We start from the raw sequence: 25,361 nt of genomic DNA, 5'->3' as shown, positions 1-25,361 counted from the left end.
AAATTAAAGTCTTGGTCTCTTGGTGGGGAGCTAAATTTTATTAAAGAAGGCTATAGTTTCTAATTGAATAAGCTCATGGACCTTCTTTCCTTGCAAATTCTCATTTTAAAAAAGTATGGACGGATGAATATGATCCGTCCATACCGATTTTCACAGTAAGGGCTTATTCATTCGGGGGTGGAATAGTCAATTCTGTGCCTACTAACAAGCGTTCAGGATCCTCGATTTTGTCCCGATTGGCCTCATAGATGAGGCGCCATTTGTCAGCATTGCCGTAAACACGCTGGGCAATGCTGGCAAGGGTATCACCTTGCTGAACAGTTACGGTCTGGGGTGATTGTTCTCCCATCAATTGTTGCCCTGTGGATGTTGCACCAGGGGATTGGCCCTCTTGGCGAAATTCTTGCCTCTGCCTCTCAGATCCTTCCTGGGTTTCAAAGGCACTGAAATCCGTCACTTGTGCCTCGGCGGGCCAGTTATCTTGATTAAAGGAAGGCGCATTAGCCAGCTCTTCTTTAGTAGCATCTAGCGTTAAAACATAGTGATCGCCTTTAGGAGAGATCTGAAGCAGTTCCCAGGAAACAGCAGTCTTTTGCGCATTCGCATCGAGCATTCCTTTCTGAGATAAGACCACATGCTGCACTTGGCCTGATTTATCGATGGCTAATTCGCTAATTTTCTCTAAATCCTCTTTAGTTAAGAGATAGTGATCGCCTTCAGGAGAGGTTTGAAAGAGTTCCCAGGGAACAGCACTCTTCTCTGCTTCCCCTTCGCCCATTCCACCGTGGGATAAGACCGCATACCTCACTTGGCCCGATTTATCGATGACTAACTCGCTGATTTCACCTAACTCCTCGTTGTGGCGGTTCTTAACGGTTTTACCCACTACCTGAGTGGCCTGATAGGCACCGCGTGGCCCTTGTGCATAGGTTTGTCTCTGGGTTCCACTTTGTTGCTCTTCCATGCGCTGTTGTTGCATATCCTGATCCGCAAACAAAGGGGTGCCTGCCAGCGTCATTGACAGGGTAGTCATAGAGACAAAAACTTTGTTTTTACCAGATAACTGAACAGGAAAAGCTAACTTGTTCATGGCTGCTATCCTCTTTAATTTCTCTGCTGCTAATAAATAGAGAAGGTATATGTTGAGTGTATTTCTCCAAGGGAAGTTTTTTCTATACAGGGAAACCCTTAGTACCCACCGGAGTAGGCGTGCTCTTTTAGAAATCTAGAAATAAATTACTGAAGATTTTTTCCCCGATTCATGTTTATGCCCTTCCTTTGCAGGCAGGGCATATTGCCATGCATGCCGGTTGTCTTTTGGGTACGTTTATCTTAGGGATTTGGCCTGGGATGCCGCTGGCATTGCTCGAGTGGATTGGATAAATACTCCCTTAATCTTGATTTGAGCTTATAGAGTGATTCGTGAGTAAAGAGAATTCTTACGGCTAATTTCCATCATTTTAAAATTCTTCTGGGTTATATTCTATTCTTATATTAAAAGGCCTTGTCGCCTATCAAGAGTAAGTCAGAGAATAATGATTAGAGGAACAATGATGGAAAGAAGAAAATCTATCCCGCGTCCCCAGGGAATAGCGGTAGCGTTGGGTCTGGTACTGCTTGGATGCGGTGGGATCTTGGCGTCCGCTAAGCAACCGACGATTTATATGCCGGTGGCTATAGAAAAAGATTTTGATGAAGTGAGAAAGCAGGATTTAGCAGATAAGCCTAAAATCATGGAGCGTCAACAAGCGTTATTGGAGAGACGCTATGATCTTCAGGATCGGCCCTCAACGACAATCACCATGTCGGGGGGTAAGCCCGTACAAGAAGGCGTTCGCGTGAAATTGCCTGAAGGGGTCACTTGGGAGCAACTCTCTGAAATGACGCCAGCGGAGATTAAGCAACAGGATCTATTTCCCAAAGGCTTTCGAACGCTTCCCCATGCCAAGCATAATCCGGGTGGTCAGGTATTTCCTCCCAACCAAATTGAGGCCATTCAAAAAGCGGAAAGCCGGGATCTCTTCCGCTTCGATGTGGAATTTGATCTGCCTGAACATTTCTTACCTGAGTTTCCTCCGCCCATCTATTTAAGCACCCATCCTGAGTTGGGAGACGTTTCTCAGGGGGAAGTGCTGACAATCAAAAATTACTACCGCATTATGAATGGATTGATAACCCCGGTTCAAATGGAAGGTTTGCGGTTATTGCTCACTCCTTTCCCGCAACAACAATTTAACCAGACGGAAGACCGGAAGGTCAAAGAGCCTAGTTTGGGTGTTACCTGTTTGGATTGTCATGTCAACGGACATACCAATGCGGCCTTCCATCTCAATCCGGATACCCGGCCCCAAGAGAAGCGGTTTCGGATTGATACGGTGAGTTTACGGGGTATGTTTAATCAGCAGATCCACGGCTCCAAACGATCCTTGCGCTCGGTGGAAGATTTTACCGAGTTTGAACAACGCACTGCCTATTTTGATGGTGATCATGTGACTGCGGCTAAAAAAGGCGTTCATTTGCCTGACCGCACGGACCAGGTCTCGATGATGGCCCAAATGCAGAATATGTTTGATTTTCCGCCTGCACCTAAATTAGATGCAACGGGTCGCCTAATATCTGAACAAGCCTCTGAAGAGGAATTGCGGGGTGAAAGAGTCTTTTTTGGTAAAGGTAAATGCAGTACTTGTCATGTGCCGCCCAATTTCTTAGATAATCAGATGCACGACCTTCATCTAGGGCGGTTCTATAAAGCGGAAAGGATCAATGATCAATATAATGTGCCTAATGGTCCCATTAAGACGTTCACCTTACGTGGTATTAAGGACTCACCCCCCTATTTAGCCGATGGCCGGCTTTTGACTTTAGCGGATACTGTGGAGTTCTTTAATCTGGTCTTGCAGTTGGATTTGACACTTCAGGAGAAAGAGGATCTATTAGCTTATCTCTATACCCTGTAGTGTACAGGAGCAAGCCGGGTATAACACCAAAGAACACGAAGCCATGGCATAAAAAAAATAGCCCGGTAGGGGACCGGGCTAAAGGGAGATGGCAAATTGCCATAATATTTCCGCCTCAGGGGCGGGCGGTTTAGGAGGCTATCTTTAAACCTTTCATATAAAATATATTTCCTTCCCATGGGTTATTCTATAGGGATATACCCCACCTGGGTAAACCCTACCAGTAGGATTTCACAAACTTTATTTCCGTTTTTCCTCGCTCTCGGGGGTTTGGAATTCTTCGGGGGAAAGGGGCTGGGAAGGCTTATTGTCTTCCCGGAGTTGGGCAATAGCATGAGCCGTTAATAAGAGACACTGCCTGGGCTTCACTCTGCTTACCCCCTGCCCATCGCCATTTACCATTTAATAGAATAGCTGCTTATCTTCATCTTCGGCGCTTTTTAGCCAAGCCAAAGCAAATAGGATTCCAGCAAGGAGGTAGCAAATGCCGACTGGAATCCACATTAATAGTCCGGCCAGCTGTTGATCTTCGAGCGGGGTTAATGAGAATAAAAGAGAATCGCTGGTGGCATAGTGAACGTAAAGTGGCTGTCGTGCAAATGTAATTAATGCGCCAAGTAACCCCGTGTGAATTAGCATCGCTAAGATCCACAGTGCTCCTACACCATAGCCGTCATCGCTTCGGCGACCAGCGCGTTTCAGTGATGTCCAAAACCACAGCGCGCTCCCAAAGAGGGTAAAGTGCTCGATTGCATGCATCCATTGCCAGTGTAAAGCTAATTCAAATAACAGCGGTGCATGCCATATCCAGATAATTGCAGCATGAACGGTAAAGGTGGTTTGTGGCAGAAGAAAAATCCGTCGGATTCTACGTAGCCTCGCATGGAGGGCCGAAAAAGACCGCCGCCAGGCTTGGGGTAGGGCCATAATCAATGCTACTGACGGCTCAGCTAAGATGAGCAGTGGGGCGGCTATAACGATCAGTAGCATGTGTTGTATCATATGCGCTGCAAAACTCACTGTACTAAGCTTATCCAGTGGCCAGATTAGCGCGAAGAATAAAATGATAAGAGCAACGCCAAAGGTGGTGAGTAAGCGGAGATGGTTGGCCCGGATGGAAGAGCGTTTTTTGCGTAGCATCCAGCTGCCTTTGAAATACCACAAGCTTCCTATTGAGATGGGCAACCATACCCAAGGATCGAATGTCCATTCCTGTGTTGATAGGAGATTAGTGTCAGTGTGAGCTATCGCATTAGGTAAAGCCACACTCATATAAGTGATTACGATTGCAGAAAGGCGGACTAGGTAGCGCATGGCGGTAGCATCAGCGAAGGAAGGGCGACCCAAAGTACAGCAATAATAGAGAGACCGCAAAGGAGCATGGAATTTAGCGCAATAAAGGGACTTGGGCTTATATCAGAAGCAGACAAATTGAGTTCATGGCGCCATTTGCGGTAATTGATAGCCGCTGTATAGATAAGGAGTATAAGCGCAACAACTGTCGTAAAACCGATACCGAGCATCACCGAATTGAGACCCAGTAGACGTGACCGCGCATAGCCATAAGCGCAGGCTAAAGAAACGATTCCATAGGACAAGAGAAAGTGTATTATCCAAATAATAGCCGCACTGACCATGCTGAGTAAGTGATCGCTTTTCAGCGGGTTGCGCATTTTCAGCCCTCACCAACCAGGAACGGAAACAGGTGAATAGTGGCAAAGCCGGCAAGCCACTGCAAGATCATGTAGTACCAAAAGGTTGCGGTGACACTAGACTCGACCGGGCGGTGTTGATCGATATAGCCAAAATAGGATCGCAACACCACAAATCCTGCCATCAGGATGGCAATGAAGACGTAGATTATTTGAAAACCGGATATCGTATAAAGCAATGCCCCATAAGCATGGCTTTTAGCGGAAATATCACTGAGCAGTAATGCTATCGTTTGTAGTCCAATAAACCCCATTGCCAGCACTATCCCAGCAATATAACTGAAGCGCATTCGTTTATTATGTCTAGGGTGCCTGATGCGGTTTTCGGCTCCGCCCCAGTAAATTGCTCCTCCACTAGCTAATAGCATTGCCATACCGATTGACGGGAGCAGCAGATCAATATCACGATATCCTGCTGGCGGCCAAGCAGGCGAGACAGTCCATAAATAAAAGTAGGCGAATATCAAAGATCCGAACAGCGCTATATTGACCACCAATGTGATTAGCATGCCCCACCAACCGGGTGACTGCTGACAGGAAAAATGGATCGGCAAATGATAACCACAGCCTGCTTCAAGGGTGGCCTCATGGGATTTGTCGCCGCCTTGCCAAGCCCAAAAAAGCAATGCTGTCAAAGCTAGGGCTAAACCTATTGCTGCGAACCAATAGATCTGAGCCAGAAACCCGATAAAAAATAAAAGGGTAAAAATTGCCGTAATCAGCGGCGTCCAAGTGTTTCCCGCCAGCACGGCTATTTGCTCTGGTTTCGCCCGCAAAGTTCCGGTCATTAGGGTTTCCCGCCGCTGCACGTTCGCATCCCCTAGAAAATACGCTCCCCTTTCTACTTGCTCCTCCAAGGCAGGTTTGTGCCACAATGGATAGCGGTCTTCGATGAGCGGCTGTGAAGCAAAGTTATAAGGGGGAACCGGTGTTTTTAAGGCCCATTCTAAGCTACCCGCATTCCATGAATTTTTCGATGCGGGTTTCCCATAGCGGAAATGCATTAAGAAATCTATTACGAATATACCCACACCTACAGCAGTCAAAAAGCCGCCGACAGTAGAGGTAAAATTCAGCCCATTCCAGCCAAGGTCCGGTGCATAGGTGTAAACCCGCCGTGGCATTCCCAACAAGCCTGTTATGTGCATCGGCAAAAAAGTCAGATTAAAGCCAATAAAAATCAACCAAAAAGTCAGGCGGGACAGTACCTTAGAAGGTATTTTCCCCGACCATAGCGGTAACCAATAATAAAGTGCGGCAAACAGTGGAAACACCATGCCGCCAAACAACACGTAATGAAAATGAGCAACAACAAAGTGCGTATCGTGGGCTTGCCAATCGAACGGCACTAGGGCGACCATTACACCAGTCAAGCCACCGGCGACAAAAATAAACAGGAAACCCAGAATAAATAGTAGCGGCGTTTCCATGACCGGACGTCCATTCCACAGCGTCGCAATCCAGGCAAATACTTGGATCCCGGCTGGGATCACGACCGTCATACTTGCTGCCGAGAAAAACGCTAATGATAGCAATGGGATACCGACCGCGAACATATGGTGAACCCAGAGGCCGAAGCTGATGAAGCCGGTGCCGATTACCGCAAGGACTAACCAGGTATATCCCACTACGGGGCGTTGTGCAAACGTGGGTAGCATTGTCGTTACCAGGCCGGCTGCCGGCAGAAAGATGATATAGACGTCCGGATGACCGAAAAACCAGAACAAGTGCTGCCAAAGCAACGGGTCACCACCGTCGGCAACTTCATAAAAAGGAATCCCAAAAGTGCGTTCAATTTCAAGCAGAATGCTAGCGAGAATCAGTGGTGGAAAGCCAAATACGATCATAAACGCCGTAATGAGGATATACCATGCATATAGCGGCATGCGATGGATGGCCATGCCAGGCGAACGTGTTTTCAGAATGGAGACAATCAATTCAATAGCAGTCCCTACCGCGGAAATTTCGACAAGAGTCACGCCAAGCAACCAAAAATCGGCATTTAGTCCTGGTGCAAAGGGTTGGCTGTTTAACGGTACGTACATGAACCAGCCGCCGTTGGGGGCTGCCCCAACAAGAAAACTCGAATACAATAGAATGCCGCCGAATAAGAAACACCAATAGACGAAGGCGCTGAGACGTGGAAAAATTAAGTCGCGCGCGCCAATCATCTTGGGAATTAAATAAATAGCAAAGCCTTCCATGATGGGCACAGAAAATAAAAACATCATGGTCGTGCCATGCATCGTGAAAATTTCGTTATATGCATCGTGATTTAATAGAGTGTTGCCCGGAATGGCCAGTTGGCTGCGAATTAGCATAGCCTCGATGCCGCCAATGAGAAAAAATATAAAGGCTGTAACAATAAAACGCAGCCCGATCGTAGTGTGATTAACGGCACACAGGTTCCCCATGCCTGGTGGGCTTTGCCAGATGGATTGTAATCGTTCGTGCAGATGGACTGCTTTATTATCAGGCTGGAGCACTGGAGGCGGGGTCATTATTTAAGGCTCCAGAGATAAGCTGCTATGGACTGTAGGGTATCGCTATCGAGTTCCGTGAACGAAGGCATTGCACTCCCCGGCTTAACGAATTGGCTATGTGCAATTATTTTGGCCAAATTTGCGGGATTATTTTTAATCGAGCCGGCTGCCAGAAACAACCGATCTCCTACATGGGTCAAATCCGGGCCACGGAGCTTTGCCTTGCCAAGGCCCCGTATCGTATGGCATTCGAGACAGCCGTTTGCAACAAATGCATCCTGTCCGCGTTGCAAGATAGGATGTACTGGGGTAGAGTCTGGCAGACGTTGTTTGGCCAACCAGGTGGCAAATGTATGGGGGGATTCGGCGACGACGAAAAGCGCCATCCGAGCGTGTTGCGCACCGCAGAACTCTGCACATTGTCCGCGGAAGACGCCAGGGCGGTCGGCTTGCAATAGGATGCGATTGCTTTTCCCCGGGACCAGGTCGATTTTGCCGGCCAAGCTAGGTACCCAAAAACTGTGGATGACATCATTGCTACGCACTGAAATTGCCACCGGGAAGCCGGCCGGAATATGAATTTCATTGGCCGTTATAACGTTAGTACCCTGATCGCCAATCCAATAATATACATCCCACCACCATTGATTTCCGACCACTTCAATGCGCATAGTCCGGAGGGCCCCCTCATACGGCTCATGGCGCAAATTGCTCATCCCATGCGTGCCATAGATTAGAAGGGCGGAAAGCGCCACTAGGGGCAAAATCACGCCTCCGGTGACGATCATCCCATTGCCCGAAATTGGGCGGCGCTTGCGGGGATGGCGGTAAACTGCGTATAGGGCCAGCGTCATGACAAGAAGCAAGATAGCTGTCGCGCCCCAAAACATTATCCAGTTAATGCGTGCGATAGATTCCGCAGCGGGGCCGCGTGGCGTTAGCGTCGACTGAATTCCTTCACATCCTGAGAGGGCAGCGGTGGCAATAATTAGCCCCTCCCTTAATTGTCGCGATGGGCCAACTTTTCTCCGTCCAGATGCTTTTATTGGTTTTTTGCTACTCATGAAGCAATGATGTTGGCTATAGTAAAGATTCAGTATGTTCTTAATTAGATATTCTTTTAAAGATGATCAATTACAAATCGCGCATATCGGCGTGGAAGATTATTGATTTCCTTTCTTTTAAGGATGTTAGAAAAATAATCTTAATATTATTATAGGAAGTGTATTTTAAGAATGCTAAATTATCTAAAAATATTTTTTCTATAGAATGGATATTGCATAAGGTATTTTTAAGCAGCAACCTTGTTCTGGTTGCGTAGGAAAATTGACTTGTCTCCAGAAGTTCTACAGATATCGACATATAAACTGCTTTTGACCTACATGTAGAATTAAACCCCATGTCTTTGATGCTTGTTTTGCATATCATATTTTTAATTATTTGGTCGGCATCCTTGCTGTATTTTCCACAACTATTTGCCAATCAGGCATTTGCCAAGGATATCAAGAATCAGACTGATATTGTTTTGATGCAATATAGACTTTATGCGCATGTGATGACACCAAGTGCTCTGCTGACCATAGCGGCAGGTATCTGGCTCATATTTGAACGCGGCTTCCATGGTGGCTGGCTTCCAGTCAAGCTCGTATTAGTGCTATTCATGGTGATTTTCCATGCCTATTGTGGCAAATTAATGGACGGTTTAATCCGCCACCACGTACAGCAGCGGGTGGTCTATTACCAAATATTATTGTTAATACCACTGCTGCTAATTACGAATGTTATCATGCTCGTTGTCAGTAAGCCGTTCTGATGGCTCTTCGTCTTCTTCGATACCGATTCCTACTCTATATTCGAATACCAAATCGCCCCCTAACCAAGCGGCGAAGCCAACTGCTAAGGCGGTGATAACGGATAAAAACATCCCCCACGGCAGCAATGCAACGACGGGATCGTCAATTCTCAACTGCCAATTTGCTGCTGCAATTGCCAGCAGCATAACAGCCGCCAGGAAGTGACTCCAGCTGCTCACATGGGTGCGTATCTCCTTAACCCATAGAAATTCCAACATACCGATTAGTGAAGCCAATATTCCCATCAATGCACCGGCACCAATGAGCCACAATGAGGCCCTTGCCCAGAAGGGATCACGGGTCCACCAGAAAGCAATATCAGTGGCGAAACCGCCAAGTAGATAAGCAACAGGAAAGGTCACCATCATCGGATGTATTGGATGACCCGCTAGCGCCATCCTTGTAGGCGTGGCTGGTGGGGGAGGAGTTGCTAGTGTGGGAGGGATTTCTAGTGGATTTCTCATACGGATAGACCTTTAATTCCGAAGCAAGTCAGCTTTTCTACTATCATTATTAAAGAATAATAAAAGGATTTTATCCAGCAGCCTGTACGGAGGCTCAATACAAAGGAAAAAGAACATGGAGAAATCAATATGAATATTATCGCTCATGAGCAGCAATGAAGAAAGGTGGAACGGCGATTCCTCCTTTGTTATTGACTTTGTAATATTTACAAAAGAGTGGAAAAATTACATCTCACTAGTCGGTACGTTCTTTATATAATCCCTATTATCTGGCTAGAAACTCACTTATGGGGGTCAGTGAGGAAGAATGATCACAAATAGTTTTTGCAATTACAAGTAGCGGTACGGCAGTAAATGCGCCGGGAATCCCCCAAAACCATACCCCAAACGTAATCCCTAAAAAGATGACTAAGGGATTTAAGGAAAGGCTACGGCCGAGAATCAAAGGTGTAATTAATTGCCCTTCAAGAGTAGTGATAAATAAAAATACGCCTGGTACTAGAAGAACTTGGCTAAGCTCTTCAAAGGACAAAATAGCTGCCCCTGTAAGGATGATAAAGATCCCTAAAGGTCCTAAATAAGGAATAAAATTAAATAATCCTGCTAGGGCTCCCCAAAGTAATGCATTGGGCAAATCGATAAAATATAGAGTGGTTCCCACCACAAGGCCTAACCCCAAATTAATCAAAGTGATAGTGAGCAAATATCGGGACACTTTAGCTTGCACTTCATATACCATTTCTAGAGCTTGACGCTTCTGTGTCCAGGTGGGCATTACCTTAACTAATTTGTGTAAGAATAAATCTCCAAAAGCTAAAAAAAAATATAGCAAAAAGAAGATAAATATCAGATTAGTAACCGTCCCCCAAGTACTCGTGAAAAGTATATCTTTGAGTTGGGAGCCTTGTTCGATTTCTATTGAATATCCCTCTGGCTTCGCTTTGGTGAGGTCCTCCACTTCTTCAGCTGTTTTTTCCACTTCTTTGACAGCTTCTTTTAGGGGGAATAATTTTCGTTCAGCCTGTTGGAGTAAGACGGGACTCCTTTGCATCCATTGAGAGGCAGGTTCTGCTAATGCCAAGACAGCAAAAGCCGCACCTTCTAGTAGGGCAATGACTATGAGCGCTGCTGCAAGACCGTCGTTTACCCCTAATTGTTTAAGAGAGCGGACTAGAGGTGCCAAAATAAGGTTTAACAGAAAAGCAATGATAATGGGAAGGAGAAAACTTCGGGCTACATATAATGAAAAAAATAGAGCTAGTATAAAAATCCCTGTTAAAGCCCTTGAAGAAAAGAGGACAGTCATGGATAGAAACTTGTAGGGAGAACCTGTGTCTATTGAGTAAGTGGGAGGATTTTAATTTTATTTGTAAGTTGTTGAAGGAAATGAATTTAATTTAGCCGTGTGACCTCCCTCCTTATGCCACTTTATCAAGCACAAGGCACTAAAAGCTAAGACTCTTTGAGCTCCCCACTACAAAGGCTGATGTTATTGCAGCTCATTGGCTTGACCTTCTCCATGATATTGGCGAGTCACTTCGAAGGCGCTGAATTCAGAACGATCAATTTTTCCATCTTCGTTTTGGTCGACTTCATCGAAATTAGCACTTAATTCACGTGCCTGTTCAGCCTCATCTTTGCTAATGTCACCACTCTGATCCTGGTCAAGTTTTGCAAATGTGGCTTGCGGCGATGTGCCGCCTGCGGAACTGGGAGTCCATTGGGCATTGGTTGGCCAATTTTCTTCACTAAATGTGGGGGCATCAGCTAGCTGTTCTTTGGTTACATTTAAAGTGTAGTATTCTCCTTGTTTGGATATCTGAAGCGCATCCCAAGGAACAGCCGTCATTTTTTCGCCTATTCCAAGAGTCCCTCCATGGGACAAGACGGCATACTTCACCTGACCTGACTTATCAACGACCAACTCACTAATTCTACCTAATTGTTCACCTTCGGGGCTTTGAACTTCTCTGTCCCGTAATACGCTCATTTTATACAGTAATTGCCTTCCTTGTTCTGCATTTTGTCTCTGTGCTTCAGTTTCCTGAGCACTTTCCATAGACTGCTGCTGTGGATCCTGATTAACAGACTGTGCCGTCCCTGATAGCACAAGCAAGAAAGTACTCGCAGAAATAAATATTACCTTATATAACCGACCCTTATGCAAAGTAGGCCTGCTCATGACTATTGCTCTCCTTAAAAGATTGGCTGCTGGAAGGAATGTGAATTTTACGTGATGAATGCCCTTTATAATATTTTTATCCAATATACAGCCCGACGCGGTGGTGTCGGGCTGTATACCAGATTGAAATTTCTCCACTTAGAAGGAGAAATTTGCCCCATCTTCAGGATGCTTAATCCACACGTTCCTGCATGCGCTCACCGGATTCTTCCATGCGCTCACCGGCCTCCTCCGTTGCTTCGTCTATGTTCTCACCCGCTTGTTCGGCCGGGCCCTCTTGTTCACAGCCACTCAACCAGGCACTCCCCGCTAGCAGTAGAGTCATGATAGCAAGCTTAGTTTTCATCATTTTCATCGTTTTCTCCTTACATTAACAAGGGATTAAAAAAATTAATTAATTACAACCGGTTTACACAAAACAATAGCTCATTTTTTTCAGGCTGCAAGTTAATTAAAGTTGATTATTGATTATATACCCTGTCATTTACAAATATAGTACTTAGAATTCCTTTTGTCTTATGAGTGATCATAAGTATTTATTTGTTTTTAAGCTGGAACCAGCGAAAGCCATAACCTTGGAGTTCGATCCGCGGAGCACCATTGGTAATCGAACTATATTTATGATCGCCTAAAATATCGAGCAACTGATTAGCCTTATAATCGCTTAGATCAAGGGTGACCGTTCGGGGTTGATCGGAGAGGTTGTGGACAGCCAATACAATGCCTTCTTCCCATTCGCAGGTATGGGCAAAGACAGCGGGATCACCCGTCTTGGCAATACGACAGTGGCCAAAACCGAATTCAGGATTTTCCTTACGAGTATGCATTAATCGCTCTATCCAATTGAGCAGCGAATCGGGATCATATTCTTGCCTTATCATGTTGAGCTGCTCATAGCCATACTGGCTATTTTTGATCACGGGGCGAATCAGATTTTCCTCTGGTGCAGATGAGAACCCACCGTTTTTCTCATTAGACCATTGCATGGGCGTGCGCACACTGTTGCGGTCGCTGAGGGAGAGATCATCGCCCATTCCAATTTCCTCTCCATAGCGTAGCACCGGTGTTCCTGGAAGTGAAAACATTAAACTATAGGCAAGCCTGATCCGCTTTTGATCCCCATCAAACATGGGTGGCAACCGGCGGCGAATTCCCCGTCCATAAATCTGCATTCGCTTTTCCGGGGCTAACGCCTGAAAAATCTCTTCCCGTTGGGCTTTGCTAAGCCTACCTAGATTTAATTCGTCGTGATTACGCAGGAAGTTCGCCCATTGACCGGTGTGAGGGAGCGGGGGTAGTTTATGCAATCCTTCTATAAGGGGCGCCGCCTGCTTGCGTGTAAGTGCAAGAAATAGATACTGGTTAAGGAGAAAATTAAATAGCATATGCAATTTAGTGCCATCGCCAAAATAGCTGGGAACTTTGTCCATGGCCACATTTGCCTCTGCTAAGAGAATGGCATCCCCTCGACGCCATTGGAGGAATTCCCGAAACTCCCGCAAATAATTGTATGGATCCTTAACCGTCGCATTCTGGATTCCCTTCAATTCAATCAAAAAGGGTGCTGCGTCAACTCGGAAACCGGAGATCCCTAGCTGCAGCCAAAAACCCATTATCTTGCGTATTTCTTCCCGCACAGCAGGGTTAGCAATATTTAGATCGGGCTGATGTTTATAGAAGCGGTGGAAGTAATAGGCCTCAGCTTCTTCATCGTAGGTCCAGATTGCCTCTTGCCTACCCGGAAATACTACTCCTTCCTCTGCATCCGCTGGCTTCGTCTCTGACCAGACATAATAATCGCGATAGGGGGAATCCTTATCCTTGCGGGCTGCCTGAAACCAGGGGTGTTGGTCGGAAGTATGATTGACCACAAGGTCAATAATCACCCTTAAGCCCCGCTCATGGGCGTAGTGAATGAACTCCACAAAATCTCCGAGCGTCCCTAGACGGGGATCTACGGCGTAGTAGTCCTTCACATCATACCCATCATCCCGGTTAGGCGAAGGGTAGAAAGGCAGCAGCCACAAACAGGTAGCGCCAAGGCCAGCAATATGGTCTACCCGTTGTGCTAACCCTTTGAAATCGCCGATACCATCGCCATTAGCATCCATGTACGTGTCCACATCGAGACAGTACACGATGGCGTCCTTATACCACAGATCACGCATCATTTTTCCTTTGGAATCGGGAATTGGAGCGGCCTAAATATTTAAGCCTAAAGTTTGTTGATGTCTGCCACAGTGATAATTATAGCCCGCTTCCCTCGTCCCAACTGCTTATTAGCTTCTTCTACTTTAGTTGCGAGCATGCTGAAGCTGGAGCAATTTCCGGCCTTTCTGATAAACGAAGTTTGTCCTGTGATTCCGAGTGCATTTATGAATCGGGGTGGTGGTCTTTTCCCTGGATGTATTTAGTATGCGTGCTAAATCATCCACGCCCCTTCATAGACAGATTTAGGGATAGCTTGCGCTCCTTATTTAGGAGCGCGGATCTATCCTTCATTCCTCTTCTCTGTAGAGTCGGAATTAGTTTCATTCATAGCAGCGTTTACTCATTCGGAGCAGGAATAGTCAGCTGGGTTCCAACAAGTAATTGATTAGGATCTTCGATTTTGTCCTGATTAGCTTCGTAGATCTGACGCCATTTACCAGCATCACCGTAGACACGCTCGGCAATGAGCGACAGAGAATCGCCACGCTGAACAGTCACTGTCTCTGGGGTAACCTCTTCCTCTTCCATCGGCTCTTCTATAAATTGAGGTTCTTTTTGTGGCGGTTCAGGTTCACCTAATTTTTCTTCCTCTTCTAATGGCTCAAATTCGCCTAATTCTTCCACTTCCTCTTCTAGTGGCTCAGGCTCCTCTTCCAATGGCTCAGGTTCGCCTAATTCTTCCGGTGCCGGTTCAAATTCCTCCTCCCTTGCAGGGGGTTCAGTTGGTTCAGGAGGAGGGGGGGCAGTCACTTCGTCCTCCAACGCCAATTCCTCAGCAGGTTCTGCTTCTTCCTCAGGTTGGGCGGTCTCCTCTTCTATGCCTAGTTCTTCCAAAATTGCGGCAAACTCGTCCTCTTCCTCGCTGGGAGCAGCTTCCTCTTCTTTAGCAATGGGTTCAGGCGCTTCTGGTTCAGGCGCTTCCGCTTGGGTAAGTGGTTCGGTGGGTTCCGGCTCTGTAGGCTCAGGGGCAGTCGCTTGGGGAACGAGGGCTTCACTTTCCTCCCTAGCGACCTCTACTTCTTCACCCTGACGGCTGAGATACACCCACACTGCACCTCCTGCTAGTACCACGATCAATAAAAGTACAATAACCGTAGACCAAACCTGTCCATAATTTCTAGATCGCCCATAGACAGAGTGCCTATGTATCGCTCGGGCGTAGCTAGGAATGCTGTGTTTAGAATGGGCCATGGTTGCTCCTAATGTCTCTTAGCTCAGTTCAAAGTCTAAATTTGGGACAAGGGGCGAGAATATTTTCGCCTCGATCCTCCTTACTTTCTCTGGAGCACCTCAAAATGAGCATGCCCTATAACCAATTTATAGTATATATAGACGGCATTTTATACAGCATAATTATACGGCTACATGCTCCAACCTTCTCCAGGCCAACTTCATGGGTTATCTCTGGGGGTTTACCCTGATTTATTAGGCCAAAAAAATAATGCTATATTTTTTTGGTTCGGCCTATGAAACTTGATAAAAGTAATTTTTGGTAGAGGATGTGGGATATGGGGGCTTATAAGTATCTCAGTGAAAGTTTTGAAGTATTCCTGGAGCGAGCCGATGGCGTGGAGCCAGGGGACAGGGAAGTCCCGCAAACCCTTTTTCAGGGAGGAAAAACGGGTTTGCGGAACACCTCCGGCTCGCTCCTAATAAAACCTCATTCATAGGTACTTAGACAGCTCTCGTTGCGGAAGTAGCAAAATAGACTTGGATTACCTGTGGAGTAAGCAATGACACGCTTTGCCTGTTCTGCGGCCCTTCAGGAAGAGACGGGGGCACTATACGATTGTTTTTTTATCACGGAAGTGGAAGCTCAGCTCGTGGCGTATCTGCAGCACCTAGGATTCCAAGATGGACGGTGCCTTCGGATATTTGCCCGTGAGTGTGTGCAGCGGGCTATGAGACGAACCAGGAGGACCTTAACTAGCCCTACCCTTTACCAACAGGCGCTGAAAGAAGTTTGGAAGTGTTTAGATGGGGCACTTTCTCGTCATTTAGGTTCAGGTTTATATCTCAACCATCATGAAATAGCCCGCGCCCGTGCTGCCCTATTGCTTGGGCAAGCTCCTCTTTCCCTTGAGGAACTCTTTGGACAAGAAAATGTTTCTCCGCAGATGGGAATGGGGAATTCCCTGAAAGATAGATTGCCCCAAGCGACGCCACCGGAAGCACCGTTGGCGATGCCAGAGCAAAGCTTTGAATAGAAAAGCCCTAAATACATTTCTAGAAAAATACTTCGTGATGGAGGATCTCATCGGGTCTTTCTATTTTGATGAGTTCTCCTGCCATTTGGCCCAGTGCGAAACCCACCCTAAGGCCAATGACAAAGCTAAGGGCGGCATATGGCCATGACCACCCTCCACTGAGATGGAGGGGGAGAAGAAAAATAATGACTCCCAAAATAGCGCCTGTTACCGCAAACCCATACAGATGGTGGCTGAGGAAAGAGCGTATTTCGTCCCAGGAAGAAGGGGATTGGGAGGGGAATTGTAAAGAAAGGACTTCTTCAAGCACTGCGAGCCGGTCTTGTTGTGCTTTTTGGGAAGGGATTAACTCCCCTGGCGCATGCGCTAGCACTGCTTGCATATAGCGGATGCGGCCTTCCACCTTCTCAGGGGCTTTGGAATGAAGCGCCTGGAGTTTTTTCTGAGCTTGTGAGCGGAAAGGCCCTTCTTTTGCCCCGAGAAAGGCTTTTAAGTGAGATTCAATTTTATACATGGGCACATCTCCAGAATACTTCTTCACCAGTTCAGTCGGGTGGATGAGGAGCACTTGACGCTGTTCGACTTCTTGTTCAGCCACCAGACTGCCCAAGCTCAACCCTCCGCCCACGCTAATGGGGGCCCAGATGAGAAAATTAATCCCTATTTCCTGGAACCGAGTTAGATCGAGCCGGTTTTCTTGAGTCGCTCGGGTGACGGCGACGAGCAGACCGACCAGGGCCCCGAGTCCAATGGCGCTCCAGGTGATGGTGCTTCGCTTGTGTTTGACTTCCTCATTCCAGGAGGTCACGTGGGTATTGATTTCTTCCTCGAGCAGCAGGGTTCGTTGAAAGGTTTGCTGTTGGGTAAAATCGCAGACGAGCCGCAGATAGGATTTTAACACCTTGACTTTTTGAATAAAGTCTTCCCTATTTTCGGTAGCCTCCACCAGCCGCTTAACAATGTGGTGAGCCTCTTGAACCAGGGTCTCGCTGGTGATTTGCGGGCTGACCAGGAAACGGTCGACTTGCTGATAAAAATCCGGGGGAAGGGCTTTCGAGGAGGCCATCAGCAAGGGAGAAAAAAGCACGAATACTACCCACAAAATACTCTCACGGGGCAGATTGCGGAAACTCATCTTATTTTGCCAACCCATTACTCACAATGTCCAATACACCCGATGGCTTTGAAAGTTTGACAATCGCTCAACGGCGTCTATATCTCTAGATAGAGGCTAAATTACCTATCTATAAAACTTAGACTACAAAGAGTTAGTCTGCTTGCTTAGTTGTAGGCTTTTAATCTCTGGCGAAGTAAACTGTTCTTTAAGAGGGAGGTAGGTTTTTCTTAACCAACATTTATGGATATTCGCAGTGTGTTAAAGACCATCGCCCAAGCATTACGCAGGGCCGTGCACGTATTAGCTCGTCCCGTCAAAAGTGATCGCGGCCGTGGTGGCATCGTTATCCAGCCCTATCGCGGCTATGGTTCGCGCAAGGAGGTCTTCCTGATGGGCCGCGTTTTTAAACAGCGTGGGAATATTTCAGGAGCACAGGAGGGAGCGCTAGGCCGCGACCTTATGGATATTGCACGGCGGCTTCTGAGGCGGGGAATTGCTGAAGCGGTCCTCACAGCCCGTTTCCAGGGGAGGGAACAGCAAGTGATTGCCGATCGGGATGGCTACTTTCACGTCCATCTGCAATCCCTACAGCCCCCAGCCGAAGATCGTCTCTGGCATCACCTGGATCTCAAAGTCATTGAGCCGCTTGGTGCGATGGCGAGGGGTGACCTATTTATACCGCCGAGCACGGCCCGCTATGTAATGATCAGCGATATTGACGATACCGTCATGTATACGGGTGTCGCTAACAAGATTAAGATGCTGTGGCGGTTGTTTGTTCAAGGGCCTCATAGTCGAGTGGCCTTTCCCGGCGTGGCAGCATTTTACAGAGCATTGCATAACGGTGTTGCCGGTACCGAGCAGAATCCAGTGTTGTACGTCTCTCGAGGACCATGGAGCCTTTATGAAGTCCTTGACGAGTTCTTTCACCTTCATGGTATTCCCATAGGGCCTATTCTATTCCTACGGGATTGGGGTTTTACTCCTAGGCACCCTTTTCCCCGTCGGAGGGAGGGCCACAAACTTGCCCTGATCCGGGATATGCTGGCGCTTTACCAGGAGCAACCTTTTATCCTCATTGGAGATAGCGGCCAGCGCGATCCAGAGATCTATAGCCAGATAGTCCAGGAACACCCTGGGCGTGTCTTGGCCATCTATATCCGCCATATTAGCCATCAACCAGAACGGCATCAAGAGATTGAGGCATTGGCCAAAGAAGTAGTTAATGCCGGTAGTACTTTATTGCTTGCCGCAGACAGCTTTGCCATGGCGGAGCATGCCGTTGAACATGGCCTTATCGCGCCGGAGGCCGTATCAGAGGTGATCAAGGAGCGTGAGCAACAGCAGGGCGAGCCGGATTTAAAGCCAACCCGAAAGATAAAGCGGAATTCCCAAAAGGCTTTAGAACGTGGCGAATTGGAAGAAACATTAGAGCAAGGGGACAGCCAAGACACACCACCGAATGTAGTGGTGGAATCTGAAGAAAGAGAGAGACGCTCGCACTAGAAGGGCTTCCTTGCGAATTATCGCTTAGTTGTTTGTACTCCTCTATTATCTTATCTTTACTCTTCCCACAAAGATTAAAATGACGCCAAATAAAATCGATATAATCCCTGTAATGAGTACAGCTACAGGCGTTGGAAGGACATTGTTTAACGCGAGCCCAATGGATATTAAAATTAAAACAAGTGCCCCAGTAAAGAAAAATATTCCGACTAAAAAAAAAGTTAAAGCAACAATAAAATGAAAAAGGCTCATTTTTGATTGTTGCAATTCCGCTTTGATCAATTCGATCATAGCGAGGAAAATTTCAACAAGCGCAGTCACGATTTATTTTTGTGAAAAAAGTTTTCCTGTGATTAATCCCGCTAAAAAAGCAACAGCGAGACTGGTGATAGGATGTTTCTCAATTTCATCTTGCGTTGATTCAGTGGCCTGTTCTCCAGTTCTGCGAGCCGCGATGTAAGCCTGGTTTAATTTGCCCATCATTTCGTCTAGCTCTCGCTCCGCTTTTGTTTTTGTCGCCCGAGCTGTGCTCTGGCCGAGATTCTTAACGGCTACAACTAGATTTCCCATATCTTCTCGAAGCTGGCTAAGTTCTTCCTTTAATTCCTCAACCTCTTTTTTAGGTGTGTTATCTGCTTTAGGGGTGTTATCTGCCATTTGTAAATTACCTCTTTATGGAGTAATCAAAAAATCTAACCGGGAAAAGTTATCATTGTGAAAAGCGCCAAGGAAAACAGAATTATAAGCTTTATTCTGATGTAGAATACAAATCATAGAATATTTTTCTGTAGATCTCAAGAATGGTGACCAACAATGCGGCGATAACCGGGCCAATAATAATGCCGATAGCACCAAACATAAGAATACCGCCCAAGGTAGCTAATAGGACTAGTAAATCCGGCATCTTAGCTTCGCTGCCAACAATATGGGGACGCAGAATGTTGTCCACCAAGCCTACGACAGCTATACCCCATACAGTCATACCGATTGCCCAACCCGTTTGCCCCGTGGCTGCAAGATAGATCACCCCCGGAATCCAAATGATTGGCGCACCAAGACCCGGAACTGCAGAAAATACTACGACGATAGTACCCCAAAAGATGGCACCTTTGATTCCAGCGGCCCAGAAAGCGAGGCCCACAAGTATACCTTGCAGCACGCCAATGACCAGAATGCTCTTTAAGATTGCCTTTGTTGTTGCGAGCCCTATTTCAAGAATATGCAAGCGGTCTTTTTCGGTAAGGGGGATGTAGCGCATCAAAGCAGTGAGCGTATCCGGTCCCCATATAAAAAAGAAAAACATTGCATATACCATAATAAAAAGTTTTACAACGATACTGATCGTGCCCTGGGTAATTTTAGAAATGCTCTTTGCAAGGAATTCTCCTGTATTACCGGCAAGCTCACCCACCTTAGCAATAATACGTGATTCATAAGGCTCGAGTTGCTCAGAAAAGGGCAGCTGCTCTGGAAGATCACGGGAAAGGTCATACTGATCAGGAATTTTTTTTTCTATCCAGGGTTTGACATCCTCACTGATCTGTATCGCTTCAGCGGCTACGACGCCGAGTAATCCTAGCAGTGGCAGGCCAACCACGAGAATGGCTAGTACTAATACAATGACTGACGATAACGCCCGGCGTCCATGCAATATCTTCACAACTTGAGTATAAACTGGATAGAGAAGGGCAGTAAAAATAACTGCTAAAAGTGTGACGATGATATACTCATGAATTATCGCCAGAAAGGTTGCTAAGATGGATACCAGCAATAGTAGTATAAAGGCTTTGCGGTAGCGGGTTTGGGATTTATCTAATTGGGTCATGAATGATTCCTGCCTTTCAGCCTGGCGCAAGATGCCATCGCACCATTTCAGAAATTATTTAAAGAAAATCCCTTGATGGATAGGGTGGGTTGAGTGCAGAGAAACCTACGGCAGTTCGTGAGTCTCTCCTTATTTTAATAATGCATATCGCTGCGTTCTGCATACCCTAAGTTGTTACCAAAATTTTTTAATAGCCTCTAAACTACTTTATATAGCACTTCTCGTTTAAATGAGACCTCAGGCGTTTGGGGCCAGCGTGACCAGACACGCTGTCAATTCCTTCCTGGAAGCTCGACGTCGGCTTGCCACGCCAGGCTTTCCTGTGCCTAGAGGGCAAGTCCAGCCTGTCCATTCCTGAGACGGGCGTTCACCCGTCTGCGAGGCTCCATGGCCCCACGCTCTCGGCTCACCCCTGCCGCCGGCGGTTTAGTCACGCTGACCCCCCGTCCATCTAAATGGAAACCGCTATACTTTAAAGTAGTTATTATTTTAGTATATATAAAATTACTTAAGTGGATATTTATTAAAATCTTGCCTATTTGCTCTACTTTGAATAGCTTTGGTAAGAGCACTTATAACTGAGAGGTGGAGACCCTTTGTATAACCATCTATTATTATTATAGTGAGCAAGATTAAAGCTTGAACACTGAATTGTTTTGATATTAAGGAGAGTAAAATGGAAAACTCAATGAGATATAAGGGGTTCTTATTATGTGTTTTCTTAACTGTAGGGATGCTAGGGTGCGCGCCTAGTCCTGAAAAAAGCGCGGGTACTCATGTGGATGATGCATGGATTACTACGAAAGTGAAAAGTAAGTTGCTGGCTGACCCTGAAGTCAGCGGGCTAGATATTGAAGTAGAAACTCATGAAGGAGTAGTGCAGCTTAGCGGGTTTGTGGATACGTGGGAGCAAGCCCGTGAGGCGGAAGATCTTGCACAAAGCGTTAAGGGAGTGAGGGAGGTTAATAATAAGCTGTCTGTAAGATAGGACAAAAGAAAAAAAGAGAATTCCTTTAACGAAGCTTAAGTTCAACCCGTAAAATTTCTTCAGCTTCAGATGTAGAATAGATGCAGCTTGTGGATATCAAGCTGCATCTTCGATTGGTCGTCTCCAGCAATCTGAGCTGCTGCATCTAAGAGGACGTTAATTGGGTAATCTTAGTTGAGGCCTCTTAAGATTGGGTGGGTAGGCGATGCAGGGTTGCTGGGTCGGAGAGTAGGTAGCGTTTTTCGGTTGTTGATAGGCTATCAAATCCTTGCTCAAGCAGTTTGCAGCTTAATGACTTGAGATAATAGCGATCCCCCTTACTCAGGGGACGTTGAGGTAATAAGGCCAGATGGAGAGCACAAACACCCGGATCGACTAGGACCCGCTTCGCTCCTTGGTCACTAGCGCTAGATTGTAGAGATAGAGGTGCAAGGTTTTCGCGCAGCAATGTAAGCACCTGGGGGGGCTGGGTTTCTTCAGGAATCAGGAACAATCCTTTCTCTCGGGCGCGCTGCCCAAGGTAAGTGCTACTTGAATACATGGAAAGAGGGATTGATAACACTAGCCCTACTAGTACAGGCGTGAGCCACCAGAAAAAAGTAGGAAGATAAAAGTAGCTTACTAGACCTGCCGTAAGGCCAATCAAGGTATGCCCCCGGTGGGCAACAAAGGTTTCTTTTAGACTCAATCTATGATCATTTCGCCGTTGCACGGGCCAACCAATGTGCTGACGTAACAAAATTGCAGTGACGAACTTACTCTGGTAGAGCATTAGCACTGGAGCAATGAGCATTGAGAATAAAGTTTCAAGTACTACGCTAATGCTGACCCTCCATATCCCCCCGTAGCGTGCTAATTCTTGGTTCTTCAGGAGCAAGAGGACAAGTCCCAGAAGCTTGGGCAGGAAAAGCATGGAAAGGGTGACTATCAGCACCGTCGTCATCTCAAAAGTGTAAGATTCTGGCCAGACAGGAAACAACTGGTTACCAAAAAAGTAAACGGTTTCCGTGTGGCTTTGGACATAGGCTTCGGTACCAGTAATGACGAGGAATAGAAGCCAGAGAGGCGATGCTAGGTAAGACATGATTCCCATCGTCAGGTGGAGGCGACTCATAAAGTAGAAGCCTCGAGAAAATAGGAAGCGAAGATGTTGTAGATTGCCCTGGCACCAGCGTCGGTCTCGCTTGGCGTAGTCAATTAGGGTCGAGGGTAGTTCCTCATAGCTTTCTCCAAGATCGGGCGCTAGCCAGACTTCCCAACCTGCTTTGTGGAGTAGAGCCGCTTCGACAAAGTCATGACTTAATATTTCGCCACCAAAAGGTTCGCGGCCAGGAAGCTTAGGTAGGCCGCAATGCTGCACAAACGGCTGGATGCGGATAATGGCGTTGTGTCCCCAATAATTGCTATGGCCTAATTGCCAGAAAGCAATTCCTGCATTAAATAAGGGACCATAGAGGTTAGCTCCAAATTGTAGGATACGGGCAAATAGAGACTCCCGATTAATGGGACGCGGAGGTACCTGAATTAAGGCTACTTGGGGATTGGCCTCCATCAATTTAACCATCTGCACCAGTGTGTGGCCGCCCATAAGACTGTCTGCGTCGAGTACAATCATATAACGGTAGCGTTCTCCCCAACGCTTGCAGAAGTCCGCAACATTACCACTCTTGCGACCGCTATTTTTTTCCCTATTCCGGTAAAAGATGCGCCCATGGGCATTTAGATCCTGGCACATCCGATACCAATGTAACTCCTCTTCAACCCAGATGTCGGGATCCTGGGTATCGCTAAGGATGAAGATTTCAAACGCCTCGGCTTGGCCTGTTTTGAGTAAAGACTGATAGATTGCCCGCAGCCCGGCAAATACCCTCTCCGGTTCTTCGTTATAAACCGGCATAATCAGCGCTGTCTTACCTAGAGGGGCCTTATTACTGTACTTTTTTCTTGATGCTTGGGTAGAAATGGATGGGTGATCGCGTTTACCGAGCAAATTCCAAAATCCTAGGATTGCAGTCCAGAAAGAGGCGCTGATCCATAGGATCAAAAGCATATATAATAAAAGAAGTAAACTTTCCAAGGGCGTAATGCCGTTTTTCTGGAAAACCCCTGTGAGCAGGAAGAGGGCGCTAAAGGTAGTGAGAAGGACTAGGGTATAGTATCCTTGTTGTCTAAGAATGCGTTTATACTTAGGAATGGCCTGTAAATTCATGGTTTACCCCACTGATAAATCCAGGTTTCACTCAGGGTTTCTGTCCCGGTTTTAAGATAGGCTCGCAAGTTCACTGGTTCTTCCTCCGCCTCAGGTTCTAGCTCGAAACTCAAACGCCAGCTATGGGTAAATGGGTTCTTGTGTACCACAGGATTGATAATACGGCCGCGCGAGGCGCTAATCTCAGCTTCTACAGGGGCGTGCTTGCTAAGAAAATGGAGAGTCTCACTGGCAAAATCCACCACGAATTTACGCCGCTTACCATCCAATACATCTGTTCCGCCACCGCCAATCCGGGAAGCCAGAACCTTACCTCCGCTAGGTTCAGGCGAGTTGTTTAGCAGAAAATGCAGGCGGTATTTAAACACCCAGTCTTGATCTTTGCCGAGCTGGTGTTTGGGAACCCAAAAAGCAATGATGTTATCATATTTTTCTGCATCACTTGGGATTTCGATAAGATAAATAGCGCCTGCTCCCCACTTCCCGAGTCTTTCCACCCAGGCACTTGGCCGTAAATGATACTTAGATTCCAGATCTTGATAGTGCTCAAAGTGGCGATCACGCTGCATTAGGCCAAAGCCTATGGGGTTAGTATCTTCAAAAACATTGATCTGTAACTGGCGTGGGTTACTCAGTGGCCGCCATACCCATTCTCCGTTGCCTCTGCCAATGAGCAAGCCATCAGAGTCATGGACTTCAGGGCGAAAATCGTCAATAAAATAGTCGGTGTTTTCTCCATGGAAAAACATGCTTGTAAGGGGGGCCATTCCCAGACGCTCAACTCCATGGCGGAAAAACAAATGGGCGGTAACTTCTAGCATTGTTTTCACGCCTGGTTGAATAATAAAATGATAAGCACCTGTCATGGCTGGACTATCAAGGAGAGCATATACAGCAAGTTTGGTATTTTCCTTGCTAGGCTTTTCAATCCAAAATTCTTTAAATAGCGGAAATTCTTCCGCTCTCGTTAAGCCAGTATCTACGGCTAATCCCCGGGCAGAGAGACCATAGACCTGTCCTAAGCCAATGGCGCGAAAGTAACTAGCGCCTAAAAAAGCAGCGATTTCGTCTAATTCCTTCCCTTTGCGAAGGGGGTAAAATATCCGGAAGCCGGCAAACCCAAGATCGCTGGGTAGTGTCTCAGAGAATTGATTTTTTCCAAAATCAAATAAGTTATTTGCGTAAGCCACTGTATAGGAAAGGCCTTTATCAATAATGTGGATCTTAACGGGATCCTTGAACATGAATCCACGATGAAAAAACTGCAATTGAAACGGCAGTTCTTCCTCCTGCCAGAGAGTGTGTTTCGGCTTATAGCGAATGTCACGGTATTGGTCATAATCGAGATTAATTAGAGACTCTGGTAACATTTCGGTATTTTTGACATAGGGTTGTGCTGCCAGTTGGCGAGCTATTTTCTCCACTACTGAAAAGTCAAAGGGTGGAGAGGATGATATCTCCGCATTTTGAGGGGGTATGAGCTTAGGTTCTGCTAGTGCCATTCCTGCTGTTAGGAGAAAAAATATTATTAATAAGGAGTTTATTTTTTGCCGCATAACTGAGTAAGTACCTATGAATAAAATATGAGGTGTTTTAGGAGCGAGCCGGAGGTGTTCCACAAACCCGTTTTTCCTCCCTGAAAAAAGG

The 25,361-nt window shown here is 46.6% G+C and carries 23 protein-coding genes; 5 read left to right on the top strand and 18 right to left on the bottom strand.

Features of this window, described 5'->3' with window-relative positions; translation table 11 throughout:
• Positions 1 to 163 precede the first annotated feature (163 nt).
• On the bottom strand, positions 164 to 1,090 hold the full coding sequence (locus E3U44_RS15290) for a PRC-barrel domain-containing protein (protein ID WP_134358978.1): 927 nt from the start codon (positions 1,088 to 1,090) through the stop codon (positions 164 to 166).
• 460 nt (positions 1,091 to 1,550) lie between these two features.
• Here E3U44_RS15290 and E3U44_RS15285 point away from each other — a divergent pair, with 460 nt between their 5' ends.
• The gene (locus E3U44_RS15285; RefSeq protein WP_240761563.1) at positions 1,551 to 2,957 is read left to right on the top strand and encodes a cytochrome B6; all 1,407 of its coding nucleotides are present in this window, start codon (positions 1,551 to 1,553) and stop codon (positions 2,955 to 2,957) included.
• 240 nt (positions 2,958 to 3,197) lie between these two features.
• Here E3U44_RS15285 and E3U44_RS20425 read toward each other — a convergent pair whose 3' ends face one another.
• The 5 genes from E3U44_RS20425 to coxB are packed head-to-tail and all read right to left on the bottom strand — an operon-like array spanning position 3,198 to position 8,216.
• On the bottom strand, positions 3,198 to 3,326 hold the full coding sequence (locus tag E3U44_RS20425; protein WP_276321942.1) for a hypothetical protein: 129 nt from the start codon (positions 3,324 to 3,326) through the stop codon (positions 3,198 to 3,200).
• 33 nt (positions 3,327 to 3,359) lie between these two features.
• Positions 3,360 to 4,229: a cytochrome c oxidase assembly protein gene (locus tag E3U44_RS15280; protein ID WP_276321990.1), complete on the bottom strand. Its 870-nt coding sequence runs from the start codon at positions 4,227 to 4,229 to the stop codon at positions 3,360 to 3,362.
• 29 nt (positions 4,230 to 4,258) lie between these two features.
• Positions 4,259 to 4,630, bottom strand: coding sequence for a hypothetical protein (locus tag E3U44_RS15275; RefSeq protein WP_134358976.1), 372 nt, complete (start codon positions 4,628 to 4,630; stop codon positions 4,259 to 4,261).
• Between the two features lie 2 nt (positions 4,631 to 4,632).
• The gene (ctaD, locus tag E3U44_RS15270; RefSeq protein ID WP_134358975.1) at positions 4,633 to 7,170 is read right to left on the bottom strand and encodes a cytochrome c oxidase subunit I; all 2,538 of its coding nucleotides are present in this window, start codon (positions 7,168 to 7,170) and stop codon (positions 4,633 to 4,635) included.
• Entirely contained in the window at positions 7,170 to 8,216 is a 1,047-nt protein-coding gene (coxB, locus tag E3U44_RS15265; protein WP_134358974.1) for a cytochrome c oxidase subunit II, read from the bottom strand. Before coxB ends, ctaD begins: the two co-directional genes overlap by 1 nt.
• Before the next feature lie 335 nt (positions 8,217 to 8,551).
• Here coxB and E3U44_RS15260 point away from each other — a divergent pair, with 335 nt between their 5' ends.
• Positions 8,552 to 8,965 (top strand): CopD family protein, encoded by a 414-nt coding sequence (locus E3U44_RS15260; RefSeq protein WP_134358973.1) that lies wholly within the window; start codon positions 8,552 to 8,554, stop codon positions 8,963 to 8,965.
• On the opposite strand, the gene E3U44_RS15255 is transcribed toward E3U44_RS15260, so the two are convergent.
• From E3U44_RS15255 to E3U44_RS15230, 6 genes are all read right to left on the bottom strand, one after another.
• Complete coding sequence (locus tag E3U44_RS15255; RefSeq protein WP_134358972.1) at positions 8,921 to 9,469, bottom strand: DUF2231 domain-containing protein; 549 nt, start codon at positions 9,467 to 9,469, stop codon at positions 8,921 to 8,923. The genes E3U44_RS15260 and E3U44_RS15255 overlap by 45 nt on opposite strands.
• A gap of 265 nt (positions 9,470 to 9,734) precedes the next feature.
• On the bottom strand, positions 9,735 to 10,775 hold the full coding sequence (locus E3U44_RS15250) for an AI-2E family transporter (RefSeq protein ID WP_134358971.1): 1,041 nt from the start codon (positions 10,773 to 10,775) through the stop codon (positions 9,735 to 9,737).
• 183 nt (positions 10,776 to 10,958) lie between these two features.
• Positions 10,959 to 11,735 carry a PRC-barrel domain-containing protein gene (locus E3U44_RS15245; protein WP_134358970.1) on the bottom strand — a complete coding sequence of 259 codons (777 nt, stop codon included), beginning with the start codon at positions 11,733 to 11,735 and terminating at the stop codon, positions 10,959 to 10,961.
• Positions 11,736 to 11,823: 88 nt separating this feature from the next.
• Positions 11,824 to 12,006 (bottom strand): hypothetical protein, encoded by a 183-nt coding sequence (locus E3U44_RS15240; protein ID WP_134358969.1) that lies wholly within the window; start codon positions 12,004 to 12,006, stop codon positions 11,824 to 11,826.
• A gap of 181 nt (positions 12,007 to 12,187) precedes the next feature.
• Positions 12,188 to 13,822 carry an alpha-amylase family protein gene (locus E3U44_RS15235; RefSeq protein WP_206054808.1) on the bottom strand — a complete coding sequence of 545 codons (1,635 nt, stop codon included), beginning with the start codon at positions 13,820 to 13,822 and terminating at the stop codon, positions 12,188 to 12,190.
• Positions 13,823 to 14,198: 376 nt separating this feature from the next.
• Positions 14,199 to 15,053 carry a LysM peptidoglycan-binding domain-containing protein gene (locus E3U44_RS15230; RefSeq protein ID WP_134358968.1) on the bottom strand — a complete coding sequence of 285 codons (855 nt, stop codon included), beginning with the start codon at positions 15,051 to 15,053 and terminating at the stop codon, positions 14,199 to 14,201.
• Positions 15,054 to 15,595: 542 nt separating this feature from the next.
• Between E3U44_RS15230 and E3U44_RS15225 the strand changes: the two genes are divergently transcribed.
• Positions 15,596 to 16,069, top strand: a complete 474-nt coding sequence (locus tag E3U44_RS15225; protein ID WP_134358967.1) for a hypothetical protein — start codon at positions 15,596 to 15,598, stop codon at positions 16,067 to 16,069.
• Between the two features lie 19 nt (positions 16,070 to 16,088).
• Here the strand turns inward: E3U44_RS15225 and E3U44_RS15220 are convergent, their stop codons facing one another.
• Positions 16,089 to 17,222, bottom strand: coding sequence for a hypothetical protein (locus tag E3U44_RS15220; protein ID WP_134358966.1), 1,134 nt, complete (start codon positions 17,220 to 17,222; stop codon positions 16,089 to 16,091).
• A gap of 219 nt (positions 17,223 to 17,441) precedes the next feature.
• Between E3U44_RS15220 and E3U44_RS15215 the strand changes: the two genes are divergently transcribed.
• Positions 17,442 to 18,692 (top strand): App1 family protein, encoded by a 1,251-nt coding sequence (locus tag E3U44_RS15215; RefSeq protein WP_240761557.1) that lies wholly within the window; start codon positions 17,442 to 17,444, stop codon positions 18,690 to 18,692.
• A 45-nt stretch (positions 18,693 to 18,737) separates the two neighbouring features.
• On the opposite strand, the gene E3U44_RS15210 is transcribed toward E3U44_RS15215, so the two are convergent.
• The 3 genes from E3U44_RS15210 to E3U44_RS15200 all read right to left on the bottom strand — a co-directional run bounded on the left by E3U44_RS15210 (position 18,738) and on the right by E3U44_RS15200 (position 20,517).
• Positions 18,738 to 19,013, bottom strand: a complete 276-nt coding sequence (locus E3U44_RS15210) for a phage holin family protein (protein ID WP_134358964.1) — start codon at positions 19,011 to 19,013, stop codon at positions 18,738 to 18,740.
• A gap of 3 nt (positions 19,014 to 19,016) precedes the next feature.
• Positions 19,017 to 19,349 (bottom strand): ElaB/YgaM/YqjD family protein, encoded by a 333-nt coding sequence (locus E3U44_RS15205; protein ID WP_134358963.1) that lies wholly within the window; start codon positions 19,347 to 19,349, stop codon positions 19,017 to 19,019.
• Between the two features lie 91 nt (positions 19,350 to 19,440).
• Positions 19,441 to 20,517, bottom strand: a complete 1,077-nt coding sequence (locus tag E3U44_RS15200; RefSeq protein WP_134358962.1) for an AI-2E family transporter — start codon at positions 20,515 to 20,517, stop codon at positions 19,441 to 19,443.
• Between the two features lie 676 nt (positions 20,518 to 21,193).
• Between E3U44_RS15200 and E3U44_RS15195 the strand changes: the two genes are divergently transcribed.
• Positions 21,194 to 21,505 carry a BON domain-containing protein gene (locus tag E3U44_RS15195; RefSeq protein ID WP_134358961.1) on the top strand — a complete coding sequence of 104 codons (312 nt, stop codon included), beginning with the start codon at positions 21,194 to 21,196 and terminating at the stop codon, positions 21,503 to 21,505.
• Positions 21,506 to 21,689: 184 nt separating this feature from the next.
• Here E3U44_RS15195 and mdoH read toward each other — a convergent pair whose 3' ends face one another.
• Positions 21,690 to 23,714: a glucans biosynthesis glucosyltransferase MdoH gene (mdoH, locus tag E3U44_RS15190; protein WP_134358960.1), complete on the bottom strand. Its 2,025-nt coding sequence runs from the start codon at positions 23,712 to 23,714 to the stop codon at positions 21,690 to 21,692.
• The gene (locus E3U44_RS15185; RefSeq protein ID WP_240761551.1) at positions 23,711 to 25,216 is read right to left on the bottom strand and encodes an OpgD/OpgG family glucan biosynthesis protein; all 1,506 of its coding nucleotides are present in this window, start codon (positions 25,214 to 25,216) and stop codon (positions 23,711 to 23,713) included. The genes mdoH and E3U44_RS15185 overlap by 4 nt, the downstream gene beginning before the upstream one ends.
• Positions 25,217 to 25,361 lie beyond the last annotated feature (145 nt).

This window comes from Nitrosococcus wardiae, from assembly GCF_004421105.1.
Lineage (GTDB): Bacteria > Pseudomonadota > Gammaproteobacteria > Nitrosococcales > Nitrosococcaceae > Nitrosococcus > Nitrosococcus wardiae.
Note: the sequence above shows the minus strand (reverse complement) of the source record. Positions and strands in the feature narration are given on the sequence as shown.

Excerpts from the sequence above, each read along its gene's own strand:
- ctaD (WP_134358975.1), bottom strand. The coding sequence starts at position 7,170 with ATGACCCCGCCTCCAGTGCTCCAGCCTGATAATAAAGCAGTCCATCTG.
- E3U44_RS15230 (WP_134358968.1), bottom strand. The coding sequence starts at position 15,053 with ATGGCCCATTCTAAACACAGCATTCCTAGCTACGCCCGAGCGATACAT.
- E3U44_RS15235 (WP_206054808.1), bottom strand. The coding sequence starts at position 13,822 with ATGATGCGTGATCTGTGGTATAAGGACGCCATCGTGTACTGTCTCGAT.
- E3U44_RS15195 (WP_134358961.1), top strand. The coding sequence starts at position 21,194 with ATGGAAAACTCAATGAGATATAAGGGGTTCTTATTATGTGTTTTCTTA.
- E3U44_RS15200 (WP_134358962.1), bottom strand. The coding sequence starts at position 20,517 with ATGACCCAATTAGATAAATCCCAAACCCGCTACCGCAAAGCCTTTATA.
- mdoH (WP_134358960.1), bottom strand. The coding sequence starts at position 23,714 with ATGAATTTACAGGCCATTCCTAAGTATAAACGCATTCTTAGACAACAA.
- E3U44_RS15280 (WP_276321990.1), bottom strand. The coding sequence starts at position 4,229 with ATGAGTGTGGCTTTACCTAATGCGATAGCTCACACTGACACTAATCTC.
- E3U44_RS15275 (WP_134358976.1), bottom strand. The coding sequence starts at position 4,630 with ATGCGCAACCCGCTGAAAAGCGATCACTTACTCAGCATGGTCAGTGCG.
- E3U44_RS15220 (WP_134358966.1), bottom strand. The coding sequence starts at position 17,222 with ATGGGTTGGCAAAATAAGATGAGTTTCCGCAATCTGCCCCGTGAGAGT.
- E3U44_RS15260 (WP_134358973.1), top strand. The coding sequence starts at position 8,552 with ATGTCTTTGATGCTTGTTTTGCATATCATATTTTTAATTATTTGGTCG.
- E3U44_RS15225 (WP_134358967.1), top strand. The coding sequence starts at position 15,596 with ATGACACGCTTTGCCTGTTCTGCGGCCCTTCAGGAAGAGACGGGGGCA.
- E3U44_RS15240 (WP_134358969.1), bottom strand. The coding sequence starts at position 12,006 with ATGAAAATGATGAAAACTAAGCTTGCTATCATGACTCTACTGCTAGCG.
- E3U44_RS15205 (WP_134358963.1), bottom strand. The coding sequence starts at position 19,349 with ATGGCAGATAACACCCCTAAAGCAGATAACACACCTAAAAAAGAGGTT.
- E3U44_RS15290 (WP_134358978.1), bottom strand. The coding sequence starts at position 1,090 with ATGAACAAGTTAGCTTTTCCTGTTCAGTTATCTGGTAAAAACAAAGTT.
- E3U44_RS15250 (WP_134358971.1), bottom strand. The coding sequence starts at position 10,775 with ATGACTGTCCTCTTTTCTTCAAGGGCTTTAACAGGGATTTTTATACTA.
- E3U44_RS15255 (WP_134358972.1), bottom strand. The coding sequence starts at position 9,469 with ATGAGAAATCCACTAGAAATCCCTCCCACACTAGCAACTCCTCCCCCA.
- E3U44_RS15185 (WP_240761551.1), bottom strand. The coding sequence starts at position 25,216 with ATGGCACTAGCAGAACCTAAGCTCATACCCCCTCAAAATGCGGAGATA.
- coxB (WP_134358974.1), bottom strand. The coding sequence starts at position 8,216 with ATGAGTAGCAAAAAACCAATAAAAGCATCTGGACGGAGAAAAGTTGGC.
- E3U44_RS15285 (WP_240761563.1), top strand. The coding sequence starts at position 1,551 with ATGATGGAAAGAAGAAAATCTATCCCGCGTCCCCAGGGAATAGCGGTA.